General features: G+C 74.4%; 11 protein-coding genes and 1 pseudogene. 7 read left to right on the forward strand and 5 right to left on the reverse strand.

From position 1 onward, the window contains the following. A pseudogene (locus JNW87_RS22590) lies at positions 1-708 on the reverse strand (ArsR/SmtB family transcription factor); the annotation flags it as partial. Positions 709-839: 131 nt separating this feature from the next. Between JNW87_RS22590 and JNW87_RS22595 the strand changes: the two are divergent. Further along, positions 840-3,059, forward strand: a complete 2,220-nt coding sequence (locus JNW87_RS22595; RefSeq protein ID WP_109804936.1) for a family 43 glycosylhydrolase — start codon at positions 840-842, stop codon at positions 3,057-3,059. Between the two features lie 230 nt (positions 3,060-3,289). Further along, a complete protein-coding gene (locus JNW87_RS22600) occupies positions 3,290-5,089 on the forward strand; it encodes a DEAD/DEAH box helicase (RefSeq protein WP_109804935.1) in 1,800 nt (599 codons plus the stop codon). 69 nt (positions 5,090-5,158) lie between these two features. Here JNW87_RS22600 and lon read toward each other — a convergent pair whose 3' ends face one another. Continuing rightward, positions 5,159-7,495, reverse strand: a complete 2,337-nt coding sequence (gene lon, locus JNW87_RS22605; RefSeq protein ID WP_109804934.1) for an endopeptidase La — start codon at positions 7,493-7,495, stop codon at positions 5,159-5,161. A 259-nt stretch (positions 7,496-7,754) separates the two neighbouring features. On the opposite strand from lon, the gene JNW87_RS22610 reads away from it, so the two are divergent. Further along, positions 7,755-8,102 (forward strand): Lsr2 family protein, encoded by a 348-nt coding sequence (locus JNW87_RS22610; RefSeq protein ID WP_109804895.1) that lies wholly within the window; start codon positions 7,755-7,757, stop codon positions 8,100-8,102. A 118-nt stretch (positions 8,103-8,220) separates the two neighbouring features. On the opposite strand, the gene JNW87_RS39710 is transcribed toward JNW87_RS22610, so the two are convergent. Next, a complete protein-coding gene (locus tag JNW87_RS39710; RefSeq protein ID WP_255420242.1) occupies positions 8,221-8,343 on the reverse strand; it encodes a hypothetical protein in 123 nt (40 codons plus the stop codon). Positions 8,344-8,436: 93 nt separating this feature from the next. Between JNW87_RS39710 and JNW87_RS22615 the strand changes: the two genes are divergently transcribed. Next, complete coding sequence (locus JNW87_RS22615) at positions 8,437-9,684, forward strand: MFS transporter (protein ID WP_236648452.1); 1,248 nt, start codon at positions 8,437-8,439, stop codon at positions 9,682-9,684. A gap of 61 nt (positions 9,685-9,745) precedes the next feature. Here the strand turns inward: JNW87_RS22615 and JNW87_RS22620 are convergent, their stop codons facing one another. Both JNW87_RS22620 and JNW87_RS22625 read right to left on the reverse strand, forming a co-directional pair. After that, positions 9,746-11,083 carry a hypothetical protein gene (locus tag JNW87_RS22620; protein ID WP_201749939.1) on the reverse strand — a complete coding sequence of 446 codons (1,338 nt, stop codon included), beginning with the start codon at positions 11,081-11,083 and terminating at the stop codon, positions 9,746-9,748. Positions 11,084-11,405: 322 nt separating this feature from the next. Then, a complete protein-coding gene (locus JNW87_RS22625; protein WP_238454364.1) occupies positions 11,406-12,293 on the reverse strand; it encodes a hypothetical protein in 888 nt (295 codons plus the stop codon). Positions 12,294-12,402: 109 nt separating this feature from the next. On the opposite strand from JNW87_RS22625, the gene JNW87_RS22630 reads away from it, so the two are divergent. The 3 genes from JNW87_RS22630 to JNW87_RS22640 all read left to right on the forward strand — a co-directional run bounded on the left by JNW87_RS22630 (position 12,403) and on the right by JNW87_RS22640 (position 14,480). Then, positions 12,403-12,993 (forward strand): GNAT family N-acetyltransferase, encoded by a 591-nt coding sequence (locus JNW87_RS22630; protein ID WP_109804892.1) that lies wholly within the window; start codon positions 12,403-12,405, stop codon positions 12,991-12,993. A gap of 93 nt (positions 12,994-13,086) precedes the next feature. Continuing rightward, positions 13,087-14,193, forward strand: a complete 1,107-nt coding sequence (locus JNW87_RS22635; protein ID WP_109804891.1) for a DICT sensory domain-containing protein — start codon at positions 13,087-13,089, stop codon at positions 14,191-14,193. Positions 14,194-14,291: 98 nt separating this feature from the next. After that, positions 14,292-14,480, forward strand: coding sequence for a hypothetical protein (locus tag JNW87_RS22640; RefSeq protein WP_109804890.1), 189 nt, complete (start codon positions 14,292-14,294; stop codon positions 14,478-14,480). Positions 14,481-14,484: the final 4 nt, after the last annotated feature.

The following is a 14,484-nucleotide window of genomic DNA, read 5'->3' on the forward strand; positions in this document are numbered from 1 at the left end:
GCGGGCGCCAGGTCGGCGGGGTCGAGATCGAGCGCGGCGAGAGCGGGCGCGCCGGCCGGGGTGAGCCGCACCGCGAGGCCGGTGCCGCGTACGGTCCAGCCGAGGTCGAGGAAGCGGTGGCAGAGCGCCGCCCCGAGCGCGCCGGCCAGGTGGGGGCGGCGCTCGGTCCAGTCGAGACAGTCGCGTACCAACGGCCGCCGGCGGCTCGCAGCGGCTCGACCGGTACCCCGATCCCGGCCAGCCAGTCGAGGCCGGCGGGGGTGAGGGCGAGGCCGCCCGAGCGGTCCAGCAGGTTCCGGGCGAGCAGCGCGTCGTACAGCCGGACGCCGAGCCGCCCGGCCAGGTGGTCGTAGCAGGTCCGGGCGTAGGCGAGGGCGGCGCGGCCGACGCGGCGCGCAGGGTGCGGGGTGGCGCGGCTGGGGCGGGGGCGTGCCCGGCGAGGTCCTCGATGAGCTGGGCCACCGACGGGCCGGCCAGGCGGACATACCGGTGCCGACCCTGCCGCTCCTCCACCAGCAGCCCGCCGCGGACCAGCCGGGTGAGGTGGTCGCTGGCGGTGGACGCGGCCACCCCCGCGGCGCGGGCCAGCTCCCCTGCCGTCCAGGCCCGCCCGTCGAGCAGGGCCAGGCAGAAGCTGGCCCGGGTGCGGTCGGCGAGCAGCGCGGCGAGGCCGGCCAGGGAACCGCCGTCGGTGCTGGTGGTGGTCATACCCCCATGCTGGCACGGGGACGGTTCGGTGCCCACCGAAGGATGCCGGTGCCCTTTACATCGTTGTATCCAACGTTGTAGAAACGTGGCACCGCAGTGACCTCTGTCGACACCGACCCGAGGCAGGTCTGATGGGACATCTCCACCGTGGCGGCGTGCTCGCCGCCGTACTCGGCCTGGTGCTGGCGACGACGGCGTCCGCGCCGGCCGTCGCCGGTTCCGGCCCCGACCGCTACCGCAACCCGGTCTCCGCCGGATTCGCCGACACCTTCGCCGACCCGGTCGTGGTCCGCGGCGACGACGGCCTCTGGTACGCCTACGGCACCTCCGACCCGCTCCGGGAGGGCGAGAAGCAGGCCCATCGGGTGCCCACCGCCCGCTCCGCCGACCTGGTCGACTGGACGTACGTCGGCGACGCGTTCGCCCCCGACCAGCGCCCGTCCTGGGCCGCCCCCGGCGCGGCGTTCTGGGCGCCCGACGTGCGCCGCATCGGCGACCACTGGGTGATGTACGTGACGGTCACCGACACCACCGTCTCCGCCGACACCTTCGACACCGCCATCGGGGCGGCCACCGCGCCCACCCCGACCGGCCCGTGGACCTTCGCCGACGCGCCGGTGGTCGCCCCGCGCCCCGGCGGCGGTGGCGGCTACCTGTGGACCATCGACCCGAGCCAGTTCACCGACGTCGACGGCCGCAACTACCTCTACTTCGGCAGCTACTACGGCGGCATCTCGGTCACCGAGCTCACCGCCGACGGGCTGCGCACGGTCGGCACCCCGAGCCTGGTCGCCGTCGACAACAAGTTCGAGGGCGGCTACGTGCTGCGCCACGACGGCTGGTACTACCTCTTCGCCTCCACCGCGAACTGCTGCGCCGGCCCGGCCACCGGGTACTCCGTCCAGGTCGGACGGGCGCGCGGCCCGCGCGGGCCGTTCGTCGACCGGGACGGGCTGCGGCTGGACGCCTCCCGGGCCGGCGGCACCCCGGTGCTCACCCAGAACGGAAACCGCTGGATCGGCACCGGCCACAACGGCTTCCTCACCGATCTGTCGGGGCAGGACTGGATCGCCTACCACGCGATCGACCGCGCCGACCCGTACCTGGACGAGCCGTTCGGGATCAACGAGCGGCCGATGCTGCTGGACCGGCTCGACTGGATCGACGGCTGGCCCACCGTGAACGCCGGCGCCGGCCCGTCGGAGGAGCCCCGGCCGGCGCCCGTCACCACCGCCCGGCTCGACGAACGCTTCGACTCCCCCGCGCTCACCCGCTGGCGAGCCGGCGACGACACCTGGCAGGTGGCCGACGGGCGGCTCACCGGGACCGGCGCGCTGACGAGTCGTACCGATCTCGACGGGGACGTGCGGGTGGAGGCCGACCTGCGGCTGACCGGTGCGGACGCCGCCGGGCTGCGGTTCGGCCGGGTGGACGTCCGGGTCGAGGCCGGGCGCCTGACCGCCCGCGAGGCCGACGAGGGGAGCGCGAGCGTCCCGCTGCCCGCCGGATTCGACCCCGCCGACCGGCACAACCTGGCCGTCGAGGTCCGCGACCGGCAGCTCGTCGCCGAGCTGAGCCCGGCCCGCCTGGGCGACCAGCTCGCCGTGGCCACGCTGCGCCTGACCCGCCCGGTCGCCGGACCGCTCACCCTGCTGGCCGACGGCGGGACCGGCGAGTTCGACAACGTGAGCGTCGCCCCGCTGTACCGGCCGGCGCGGCACGCGGTGGCGCCGCCAGGCGTCGGCCCACTGCTGTCGGACTGGTCCGACGAGTTCGACGACGGGCTCGACCCGGCCTGGCGGTGGGTCCGGCAGAACCCGGACGCCACGGTCAGCGGTGGCGCGCTGCGCTGGCCGGTGGAGCTGACCGACCTGGTCGGCACCGGCAACACCGCGGGCGTGCTGCTGCGCGACGCGCCCAGCGGGGACTACGTGGCGGAGACGAAGGTGACCCTCGACCTCGGCGAGGAGACGGTCCGCAACTACCAGCAGGCCGGCCTGGTGGCGTACGTGGACGACGACCGGTTCGCCCGGCTGAGCCAGGTGGCGATCTGGAACACCCGGCAGGTCGAGTACGGCTATGAGCTGCCCTTCGCCGGCCGGCCGGTGTACGGCGGGAACATCGTCGGCACCCCGGCCACCACCACCTGGCTGCGGCTGGCCCACCACGTCGACCCGGCCACCGGGGAGCACGAGTTCCGGGCCGCCTCCAGCCGGGACGGCGTGCACTGGACCTGGGGCGGGGTGTGGACCTTCCCGGCCGACACGACGCCCCGGATCGGCCTGGTCGCGCACGGCGGCGCCAACCCGCCGGTGACCGCGGTCTTCGACTACCTGCGGTTCCACCGCTGAGCGGCGCGGGGGCCGTCCGCCGTCGTGCGGACGGCCCCCGTCGGCCGGTTCAGCCCCGGATGCTGGCCGTGCCGTCGACCGCCATCAGGCGGCCGTCAGCTCGTGGACCGTCCGGGTCTCGCCGGCGCGGAGGCCGCCCGAGGAGAGCTGAGGCCGCCCGCCGGGTGGCGCGGGTGACGGTTGTGCCGGTCGGCGCGACGAGCCGCGGGCCGTGATGAAAGGCTTGTCCCATGAGTTCCGCACCAACACCGACCGACCCCACCCCCGCCGCCGACGCCGACGAGGCGACCGCCTTCGCGGATCTCGGGCTGCGCGCCGAACTGCTCGGCGCGCTCTCCGCGCTCGGCTACGAGGAGCCGACCCCGATCCAGCGGGAAGCGATCCCGCCGCTGCTGGCCGGCCGGGACCTGCTGGGGCAGGCGGCGACCGGTACGGGCAAGACCGCCGCGTTCGCCCTCCCGCTGCTGCAGCGGATGCCGGACGACCGGAGCGCCGGTGACCCGGTGTCGCTGGTGCTGGTGCCCACTCGGGAGCTGGCGGTGCAGGTCTCCGAGGCGTTCCACCGCTACGGCAAGGACCTCGGCACCCGGGTCCTGCCGATCTACGGCGGCCAGCCGATCGGCCGTCAGCTGCGCGCCCTGGACATGGGCGTGGACGTGGTGGTGGCCACCCCCGGCCGGGCGCTGGACCACATCGCCCGGGGCACCCTGCGCCTGAGCTCACTCGCCACCGTGGTGCTGGACGAAGCGGACGAGATGCTCGACATGGGCTTCGCGGAGGACATCGAGGCGATCCTGGAGCACGCCCCGGAGCAGCGGCAGACGGTGCTCTTCTCGGCGACCTTGCCGTCCCGGATCGACGGGCTGGCCCGTAAACACCTCACCGACCCGGAGCGCATCCAGATCGAGCGGGAGCGGCCGGTGGCCGGCGAGGCGCCCCGGGTGCGGCAGAGCGCGTACATCGTGGCCCGCGGGCACAAGCCGGCGGCGCTGGGCCGGGTGCTCGACGTGGAGTCCCCCACCGCGGCGATCGTCTTCTGCCGCAGCCGGGAGGAGGTGGACCGGCTCACCGAGACGATGAACGGCCGGGGCTACCGGGCCGAGGCGCTGCACGGTGGCATGAGCCAGGAGCAGCGGGACCGGGTGATGGGGCGGCTGCGCTCCGGCACCGCCGACCTGCTGGTGGCCACCGACGTGGCGGCCCGCGGCCTGGACATCGAGCAGCTCACCCACGTGGTCAACTACGACGTGCCGTCGGCGCCGGAGTCGTACGTGCACCGGATCGGCCGGGTGGGCCGGGCCGGCCGGGAGGGCGTGGCGATCACCCTCGCCGAGCCGCGCGAGCACCGGATGCTCAAGACCATCGAGCGGGTCACCGGGCAGCGGATCGCCATCGACAAGATCCCGACGGTGGCGGACCTGCGCACCCGGCGGCTGGAGCTGACCCAGGCCGCGCTGCGGGAGAGCCTGCTGGAGGACGACCTCGACCCGTTCCGGGTGATCGTGGAGACGCTGTCGGACGAGTTCGACATGATGGAGGTCGCCCTCGCCGCGGTGAAGCTGGCCCACGAGGCGACGCTGCCCGGCGCCCCCGACGAGGAGGAGATCCCGCAGGTCGCGGTCCGGCCGCAGCGGGAGACCCGGCCCGGGTACGAGGCGCGCGGCGGGGAGCGGCGCGGCGGCGGCGCCCGACCGCGTACCGGTGGCACCGCGCAGGTCTTCATCGGGCTGGGCCGGCGCGCCGGGGTCCGGCCGCAGGACCTGGTCGGGGCGATCACCGGGGAAACCCAGCTCAGCGGCCGGGACATCGGCTCGATCGAGATCGCCGACCGGTTCTCGCTGGTCGAGGTGCCGTCCGGGGTCGCCGACGAGGTGATCGCCGGGCTGCGCGGCAGCACCATCAAGGGCCGCAAGGCCACCGTACGGCGGGATCGTGACGGCGACGGGGGCGGCGGGCGCCGCTTCGACGGGGCGGACCGGCCCGAGCGCCGCGACCGGGACTTCGGCGGCGACCGGCGCGAGCGGCGCTGACGTACGCATGCCGAGGCCCCCGGTCGGTCGACCGGGGGCCTCGGTGCGTCCCGCCGGGGCGGGTGGCGGTCAGGCCGCGCTGAGCGTCTGGCCGCCGAGGGTCTCCGCGTCGACGTCGGCCGGGCGCAGCGCCAGGGCGAGCACGTCGGCGACGTCGGCGAGGGTGTGGATGGTCAGCGCCTCGCGGACCTCGGTGGGCAGGTCGTCGAGGTCCGGCTCGTTGCGGGCCGGGATGATGACCTCGGTCAGGCCGGCCCGGTGGGCGGCGAGCAGCTTCTGCTTCACCCCGCCGATGGGCAGCACCCGGCCGGAGAGGGTGACCTCGCCGGTCATCCCGAACTCGGGGCGGACCGGACGGCCGGTCACCAGGGAGGCCAGCGCGGTCACCATGGTGATGCCGGCGCTCGGCCCGTCCTTGGGCACCGCACCCGCCGGGAAGTGCACGTGGATCCGCCGCCCGGCGAGGGCGTTCGGGTCGATGCCGAGGCGTCGCCCGTTGGAGCGCAGGTACGACAGCGCGATGTGCGCGGACTCCTTCATCACGTCGCCGAGCTGGCCGGTCAGGGTCAGCCCGGGCTCGCCCTCCATGCTGGTGGCCTCGATGAAGAGCACGTCGCCGCCGGCGCCGGTGACCGCCAGGCCGGTGGCCACGCCGGGCACCGCGGTCCGCTCGGCCGACTCCGGGGTGAACTTCGGCCGGCCCAGGTAGCGGGCCAGGTTGCCGTCGTCCACCCGGACCGGCGCCGGGTCGGACGCCAGCGCGACCGCGACCTTGCGCAGGATCTTCGCCAGGGCGCGTTCGAGCTGCCGGACGCCGGCCTCCCGGGTGTACTCCCCCGCGATCCGGGCCAGGGCCTCGTCGGCGACGGTGACCTCGTCGGCGGTCAGCCCGGCCCGTTCCCGCTGCCGGGGCAGCAGGTGGTCGCGGGCGATGGCCACCTTCTCGTCCTCGGTGTAGCCGTCCAGGGTGACCAGCTCCATCCGGTCTAGCAGCGGGCCGGGGATGGTCTCCACCACGTTCGCGGTGGCCAGGAAGAGCACGTCGGACAGGTCGAGGTCGACTTCCAGGTAGTGGTCCCGGAAGGTGTGGTTCTGCGCCGGGTCGAGCACCTCGAGCAGGGCGGCGGCCGGGTCGCCGGAGTAGCCGGCGGCCAGCTTGTCCACCTCGTCGAGGAGCACCACCGGGTTCATCGAGCCGGCCTCGCGCAGGGCGCGGACGATCCGGCCGGGCAGCGCGCCGACGTAGGTGCGCCGGTGGCCGCGGATCTCCGCCTCGTCGCGGACCCCGCCGAGGGAGACCCGGACGAAGTTGCGGCCGAGCGCCCGGGCGACGGACTCGCCGAGGCTGGTCTTGCCGACGCCGGGCGGGCCGGCGAGGGCGAGCACCGCGCCGGAGCCGCGGCCGCCGACGACGCCGAGGTTGCGCTCGGCCCGCCGGTTGCGCACCGCGAGGTACTCCAGGATGCGGTCCTTCACGTCGGCCAGGCCGGCGTGGTCGGCGTCGAGCACCGCGCGGGCCGCGGCCAGGTCGGTGTTGTCCGCGGTACGCGTGTTCCACGGCATCTCCAGCACCGTGTCGAGCCAGGTGCGGATCCAGCCGGCCTCCGGGGAGGCGTCGCTGGCCCGCTCCAGCTTGCCGACCTCCCGCAGCGCCGCCTCGCGGACCTTCTCCGGCAGGTCGGCGCTCTCCACCCGGCTGCGGTAGTCGGCGGAGCCGTCCGGCTCGTCCTCGCCGAGTTCCTTGCGGATCGCGGCGAGCTGCTGGCGGAGCAGGAACTCCCGCTGGGACTTCTCCAGCCCCTCGCGGACGTCGGTGTTGATCCGCTCGGTGACCTCCTGCTCGGCGAGGTGGTCCTTCACCCAGCCGACGAGGAGCTCCAGCCGGGCGGTGACGTCCGGCGCGGCGAGCAGTTCGGTCTTCTGCGCCAGGCTGAGCCAGGGCGCGTAGCCGGCCGCGTCGGCCAGCTCGGAGAGGTCGGTCATCCGCTCCATGGCGTCGATGACCTGCCACGCGCCGCGCTGCTGGAGGACCGAGGTCATCAGCGCGCGGTACTCGCGGGCGAGTTCCCGGGCCTTGCCGGCCGGGGCGGGTTCGTCGAGCTCGGTCGCCTCGACCCAGAGGGCGGCGCCGGGTCCGGGGACGCCGGAGCCGATCCGGGCCCGGGACAGGCCGCGGACGACCGCGGCGGGTTCCCCGTCGGGCAGCCGGCCGACCTTCTCGATGGTGGCGACCGTGCCGACGGAGCCGTACTCCCCGTCGAGGCGGGGCACGGCGAGGAGCTTCTTGTCACCGGTGGCGCGGGCCGCGTCGACCGCGGCCTGGGTGGTCGGGTCGAGGGTCACCGGGATGACCATGCCGGGCAGCAGGACGGCGTCGGTCAGTGGAAGTACCGGAAGAGTTGCCATCGAACACCTGCTATCGGGTTGAGTTGAGCGTGACAGGCTCAAGTAACAAAGCGTTCCCTTTGTTCCTACCTGTGACCCACGCCACTCCCCCGGCCCGGCCGGCGGTCGCTGCCCCGCCCACCCCGACCGGCCCGGCCCCACGATTCCGCGACCGGATTAGGTGACCCGCCGAATGGCAAACGGCCGGTATTGTTGCGAATTCGCCGCGCCATACGTCAAACTCTTAGCCACACCCCGCCCGACACAGGGAGCAATGGCGATGGCAAGGAAAGTAATCACCGTTCTGACCGACGACCTCGACGGCGGAAAGGCCGATCGGACCGTCGAGTTCAGCCTGGACGGCGTGGCGTACACCATCGACGTCTCCGACGAGAACGCGGGCGTGCTGCGCAAGGCGCTGGACCCGTACATCAGCGCGGGCCGGCGAATCGGCCGCGGACCGGTCGAGGCTGGCCGCCCCACCCGCCGGCCGGGGCGCCCGGCCACCTCGGGAATGGACCGCGAGCAGAACCGCGCCATCCGGGAATGGGCCGTCAAGAACGGGTACGAGATTTCCGAGCGGGGCCGCATCCCGGTCTCCGTGGTGGAGGCGTACAAGAACCGCTGAGCGGTCGGGGATCACCTTCGGGCACGCCGGGGTCACGCTGAGAAATCGGCGTGGCCCCGGTCCGCTTTTTCAACCGTTCACAATTTCCCGCCGTGCGGGTCGCTCCCGAGCGGGACGGTCACTCCCCGGTCGTCCCGTCGATCAGCTGCCGGGCCACGTCGAGCTGGCCCACGAGCCGCGCCAGGACGCGCTCGGTCCACATCCGTCGACGGTACGGCCCGAGGGTGAGCGGCGCCACCATGATCGACGCGTGACCGGAACCCTGTCGTACCCCTAGGTTGTAATGACCGGCGTAGCTAGCAGGCATTACACGGACGACTCTCGGGGGTGGCGCATGGCGACCTGGTGGCGGCAGACGGCGGGTGGGCTGCCGCGCACGTTCTGGTACCTGTGGACCGCCACGCTGATCAACCGGCTGGGCAGCTTCGTCGCCATCTACCTCGGCGTCTACCTGGTCTCCGTACGGCACTTCGACGCGTCGTACGCGGGGATGGTGATCGGGTTGCACGGCGCCGGCAGCGCGCTCGGCACGCTGCTCGGCGGGATGATCGCGGACCGGTGGGGGCGGCGGCCGGCGATGCTGGCCGGCAACGTCACGGCCGCGGGCGTCGCGACCGTCCTCGGGCTGACCACTCAGCCGGTCGGCATCGCGCTGCTGACCCTGCTGCTCGGGCTCTTCCTCGGCGTCGCCCGACCGGCCTTCACCGCCACCATCATCGACGTGGTCGGCGACCGCGACCGGCTGCGGGCGATGACGCTCAACTACTGGGCGATCAACATCGGTTTCTCGGTGGCCGCGACCGTGGCCGGTCTGCTGGTCCGGGTGGACCCGCTGCTGCTCTTCCTGGTCAACGCCGCCGTGCTGCTCGGCACGGCCACGCTGATCGCGGTCAAGGTGCCCGAGTCCCGGCCGGCCCCGGTCACCGTCGAACAGTTCACCCGGGCGGACCGGGGTGGGCTCGGCGTGGTGCTGCGGGACCCGGTCTTCCTGACCTTCACCGCGCTCACCGGGCTGGTCTGGCTCTGCATCGAGGCGAACGTGATGCTGCCGGTGGCGTTGCAGGCCGACGGGCTGCCCGCGGCGGCGTACGGGCCGGTCATCGCGGTGAACGGCCTGATGATCGTGGTCGGGCAGCTCTTCGTGCCGCGGCTGATCGCCCGCTTCGACCGGTCCCGCACCGTCGCGGTGGCGGCGGTGGTGGTCGGCACCGGCTTCGCGCTCACCGCGCTGGCGGACAGCGTCTGGTTCTACGGACTCGCCGTGCTGGTCTGGACGCTCGGCGAGATGACGATGACGCCGGCCAACTCGGCGCTCACCGCGGACCTCTCCCCCACCGCTCAGCGCGGCCGCTACCAGGGCGTCTACTCCCTCGGGTACGCCTTCGCCAGCTTCGGCGGCCCGACCGTCGGCGGGCTGGTCACCGACCGGTTCGGCGACACCACGCTCTGGCTGGGCCTGTTCGGCCTGGCCCTGCTGGTGGCGGTCGGCAACCTGCTCGCCGCGCCGGCCCGCACCCGGCGCATCGGGGCGCTGCGCGCCCCGGCCGAGGAACCGGTCCGACCGGCGCCCGCGCTGGTCTGACGGCAACGGAGCCGCCCGGGGCGCACCCCCCGGGCGGCTCCGGCCGTCGACCGATCCGGTCTCAGTTGACCTCGATCCGCACCACGTCGAAGGCGGGGGTCTGGTTGGCCCGCTCCATCATCGGGATGCGGTGCGAACCGTCACCGGCCCAGACCGCGCACTGCGCGAGACCCGACTGCGGCAGGCCGGGGATCTGGATCTGCACGTCGTCCGGCTGGTCGCTGCCCCGACCGTCCTCGGTGGCCACGAAGAACGCCGGCACGTCCTGCGGGTTCGGGGGCTGCCGGGTGTCGTTGAGCATCCGGCAGGCGGTGTGGAAGTGTCCGCGTACCAGGCCCTGGTCGTTCAGCAGCGAGCTCTCCAGGTAGTAACCGCCCTGGCCGGCCGCGAGGAAGCGGTCCCGGACCAGGTTCTTGGTGGTGACCCGGAGGGTGAACGGCTCGTTCCGGTTGACCTGGTTGGGGAATTGCGTGATGAGCAGCGAGGGATTGTTCGCGGCGGCGCCCACCTCACCGAAGGCGGTGCTCACGCAGCGGTTCCCGTTCTGGAAACCGTCGTGCGGCTGGAGCTTGCTGTTCGTGCAGTCCTTGGCGAGGACGCCCAGCCCGTTGCCACCGTTGTTGTTCCCGCCGTTGTTGTTCCCGCCGGTCTGGCCGCCGTTGTTGTTGCCGCCGGTCTGGCCGCCATTGTTGTTGCCGCCGGTCTGGCCGCCATTGTTGTTCTGGCCGCCGTTCTGACCGCCGCCGTTCTGACCGCCGGTGTTCCCGCCGGCGTTCTGACCGGCGTCGGCGAGGGCGCACTGGGCGAGCTGGTCGAGCCCCTGCGGTCGCTGCGCCACCCGCCCGATCGCGGTCGCGATCCGGTTCAACGTCGCCTTCCGCTTGTCGGCCAGCGGCCGCAGGATCGCGTTGTTGATAGTGTCCTGGCCGTTGCGGCCGGCGTCGGCGGCGAGCCGCCGGTTGGCCTCGGCGATCTGGGCGTCCAACAGGGCGAGGTTGCGGTCCACCTCGTTGCGCGCCTGGGCGGGGACCTGCGGAAGCTTGCCCTTCACGTCCGGGCAGGCCACGGTGGGCGGGCCGGCCGCGGCGCCGCCGTTGCCGGCCTTGACCGCCTGGCACTCGGCGACGGACATCTGCCCGTCACCCCAGTGGTTGCGCACCCAGCGGCCGTTCTGCCACGTCCGGGTCGTGCTGCCCTGGCCGCTCGGCGAGGTGGCGCCGGGGCTGGGCGCGACGCACGACGCCGAGGCGGCGCGGGTGTACGTCCGCCGGTCCTGGGCCGACGAGATCTGGGTCACGGCGACGATTCCGCCGAAGACCGCGAGCGTGCCGACAACGGCCAGCAGTCGCTTGCTCCGCGCGTTCCCGGATGGCCGGCGCGCCCGTGTGGACCTGCGCATCGAATTGCTCTCCTTCTCGATCCGGTGGCTGACTCGTGACCCCGGCGGACCGACGGAATTCGGGGTGAGGATCACTGCGACGTTCCGCTCGCACGTCGATGACCGACGATGCCCTTTCCGCACCGTCTCCCGCGCCTGCCGACGCGGCTGCGAAGATCTGGGTCCATTCGCGCTTAGGTACGGAGCGACGGCGGCGAAGGTTCAAGCCGGGATCGGGAAACTCCGCGACGGGGTCGACCCGTGCGCCCTGCCGGCGGCCGGCGTGGGCATGCGCGACGGGCGTGGCGCCGCACGGAGCGGCGCGGTTTGCCGGCGCGGGTGGTCAGTCGGCGCAGAGGTGCTCGAAGGCGAAGCCGCCCGCCAACTCGTCCCGGCGGGACGCGAGGAGCCGGATCTCGCGGCGGAGCCGCTCCCGGTCCACCAGCGGCGGCTCGCCCGCCTCCAGGCCGCGTACCCGCTCCCCGACCGCCAGGGCGGACAGGTCCTCGGCGAGCCGCGCCGGGTCCACCCCGCAGGAGAACCGCTGCGGGAAGACCTGGACCCGTTCGACCAGGCACCGGCCGGGCCGCACCTCGACCCAGCTCCACCCCTCGGCCGGCCCGTTCTTCCAGCGTGCGTGCAGGCCCCGGACGATGGGATCGGCGAGCCGCCGGTCCACGTACGCCTCCACGACGGCGGCCCGGGTCAGCGCGCCGAGGTCGTTGACGTGCCCGCTGCGCCCGTCGGGGAGCCGGCCGATGATGTCCCGGAACCCGACCGGCTCGGCGCCCTCCGCCCCGGCGGCGGTGGCGTCCGCGTAGGCGCGCGCGTCGATGACGTACTCGACGATCCGGCGGCCGTGGTGGGCGCCGCGCAACGTCGGCGACTCGATGCGCAGCACCGCCAGGCCGACCGCCGCGCAGACCGCGCTCTTCATCCGCTCGGCGCGCTGCTCCGGCGAGCCGGCCGGCGGCGGCGGAGCGATGTCCACGGCGAACAGTGGCCGGCCGGTGTCCGCGGCGCACACCACCTGGTCGAAGCCCTCCCGGATGGCGGTGCTCCACTGGTGTCCGGTGATGCCCGGCGGTCGCCCGTGCACCAGCTCGCTGAGCCGGCGCGACGCGTACCCCACCTGACCGGCCCGGGTCAGCCGCGGCGCACCCCCGGCCGTGATCGGGCGCAGCCAGGGCGTGTCCTCGCTGCCGGTGCTCGTCATCTTCGCCAGATCCATCCGTCGGTCGGTCGACCGGACCGAGTCTAGGACGTCGATCATGGTGAGCGCGTCGCCGGTGCGGCCGAATCCGGTTGCCCGGTCCGGCCGGCGCCGCTGGGATGAGCACGTGTCGACCTTCCTCACCACCGCCCGGCTGACGCTGCGCGAGTTCACCGCCGCCGACGCGCCGCTGCTCACCGCGTTGGACGGCGACCCGGACGTGATGCGGTACCTCACCGGGGGCCGCCCCACCCCGGCGGCCGAGATCCGCGACCGGGTGCTGCCGCGGATGCTGGCGGCGTACCGGCGCCCGCCGGGCTGGGGCTGGTGGGCCGCGGAGCGGCGGCACGACGGCATGTTCCTGGGCTGGTTCGAGTTCCGGCCGACCACGGACGGCGACGCCCGGGAGGTCGAGCTGGGCTATCGGCTGCGCCGGGCCGCCTGGGGCGCCGGGTACGCCACCGAGGGAGCCCGCGCACTGGTCGACAAGGGCTTCGCCGAGCTGGACGTGGCCCGGATCGTCGCCACCACGATGGCGGTCAACCGCGGGTCGCGGCGGGTGATGGAGAAGGCCGGACTGGCGTACGTGCGGACCTTCCACCAGGACTGGCCGAAGGCGATCGAGGGAGCCGAGCACGGCGAGGTGGAGTACGCGCTGACCCGACGGGAGTGGCGGGACGGCCGACCGTCCGCTTCCCCGTCACCGGCGGGACGCTGACCCGCCGTCCGCGCGGCCGCTGCGCCGGGCGGACGACAGCCGCCGTCCGCGCGGCCGGTGCGCCGGGCGGACGACCCCTCTAGGCTCGGTCGGGTGCCGCAGAGTGGACGGACCCCGCAACGGTCGACCAAGCGCAGCCTCGTCGCCGTCTCCCATGCCATCGAACAGGCCGCCCTGGCCACCGCCGAGGACGGCCCGCTGGTGGTGTTCGCCCTCTTCCAGCGGCGGCTCTACTTCGCCGGGGAACGCGCGGTCTACGAGCGGATCGCGGCAAGCGCGGCGGTGACCGTGGTGGGGATGGTCGGTCCGCCGCCGCCCGAGCTGCCCGCCGGGGCGTACGGGGTGATGCTGGACGAGGCGGAGGAGCTGGCCCGGGAGTGGAGCGTGGTGGCGCTGACCCCGCGCTTCGGGGCCACGCTGGTGGCGTACGACCGGGGCGAGGTGGCTCCGGCGGTCTCGCTGGAGGCCGGGCGGCTCTTCGAGGGCCACTGGGGTTTCCGCCGCGACGAGGCGCTGCACGAGGTGATCCGGCTACGGGCACGCCTCGCGGACCGGTTGCCGGAGTCGGCCCGGTCCCGGTTGGACGAGGTGGTCGCCCGGGTCCGGGACATCCCGGCCGGGCCGGGCGAGTCCCGGGCCGAGGCCGCGATCCGGATGCTGGCCGCCCGGGGCGAGCGCGCGCACCCGCCCCGGCAGGCGGAGCCGGTGGACACACCGGCCGGGCTGCTCGACGAGCCGGGCCTGCGCCGGTGGACCGGCATGGACGGCGTAACCGCCTCCGGCACGCTGCCGGTGGCGCTGGTCGGGGTGCGGGTGGACGAGCCGGCCGGCGCGCCGGAGCGGTTCGGCCGGCGCAGCGCCGCCCGGGAGACGCAGGCGGTGGTCGCCGCGGTGGCCGGCGTGCTGCGCCCGGTGGACCGGGCGATCCGCCTCGCCGACAACGAGTACCTGCTGATGCTGCCGGCGCTGCACGAGCAGGGGGCGCTGGACGTGGCGGGCCGGGTGCACGAGGCGGTCGGCGGGCTGGCCCGGTCGTACCCGTTCGTCGCCTTCGGGGTGCACGCGGCGGTCACGGTGACCGACCGGCGGCCGCTGCCGGTGGCGGACGTGCGGCACGCGGTGGAGTGGGCGGCGCGGGAAGGCGTACCGGTGGCGACCCTCGCTCCGGAGCCGGCCCGGGTCGCGGCGAGCGCACCCTGACGGTCCGCACCTCCAGCATTGCCACGTCGCACAGGCTTGGCGACGGCGGGAACGGGTACGCCGCGCCCATGAGCCGACCGGTGCGAGCGGAGGTGGGCATGACGCGACAGCAGTTCGGGTTCCTCGCCGGGTTCCTCCTGGTGGCGGTCTGGGCGCTGGGCGGGCCGGGCGCCGCCGCGGCCGCCACCCTGGCCGGCCTGGTCGGCTGGCTCCTGGTCCGTGTCCTCGACGGCGAGGTCACCATGGCCGGGCTCGCCGACCGGGTCGCCCCGCCACGCCGGCGCTGACCGG

Origin of the sequence: Micromonospora sp. ATA51, assembly GCF_016802855.1 — a bacterium.
GTDB lineage: Bacteria > Actinomycetota > Actinomycetes > Mycobacteriales > Micromonosporaceae > Micromonospora > Micromonospora sicca.

Coding starts and splice junctions, on each gene's coding strand:
- JNW87_RS22595 (WP_109804936.1), top strand. CDS start 840: ATGGGACATCTCCACCGTGGCGGCGTGCTCGCCGCCGTACTCGGCCTG.
- JNW87_RS22600 (WP_109804935.1), top strand. CDS start 3,290: ATGAGTTCCGCACCAACACCGACCGACCCCACCCCCGCCGCCGACGCC.
- lon (WP_109804934.1), bottom strand. CDS start 7,495: ATGGCAACTCTTCCGGTACTTCCACTGACCGACGCCGTCCTGCTGCCC.
- JNW87_RS22610 (WP_109804895.1), top strand. CDS start 7,755: ATGGCAAGGAAAGTAATCACCGTTCTGACCGACGACCTCGACGGCGGA.
- JNW87_RS39710 (WP_255420242.1), bottom strand. CDS start 8,343: ATGGTGGCGCCGCTCACCCTCGGGCCGTACCGTCGACGGATGTGGACC.
- JNW87_RS22615 (WP_236648452.1), top strand. CDS start 8,437: ATGGCGACCTGGTGGCGGCAGACGGCGGGTGGGCTGCCGCGCACGTTC.
- JNW87_RS22620 (WP_201749939.1), bottom strand. CDS start 11,083: ATGCGCAGGTCCACACGGGCGCGCCGGCCATCCGGGAACGCGCGGAGC.
- JNW87_RS22625 (WP_238454364.1), bottom strand. CDS start 12,293: ATGGATCTGGCGAAGATGACGAGCACCGGCAGCGAGGACACGCCCTGG.
- JNW87_RS22640 (WP_109804890.1), top strand. CDS start 14,292: ATGACGCGACAGCAGTTCGGGTTCCTCGCCGGGTTCCTCCTGGTGGCG.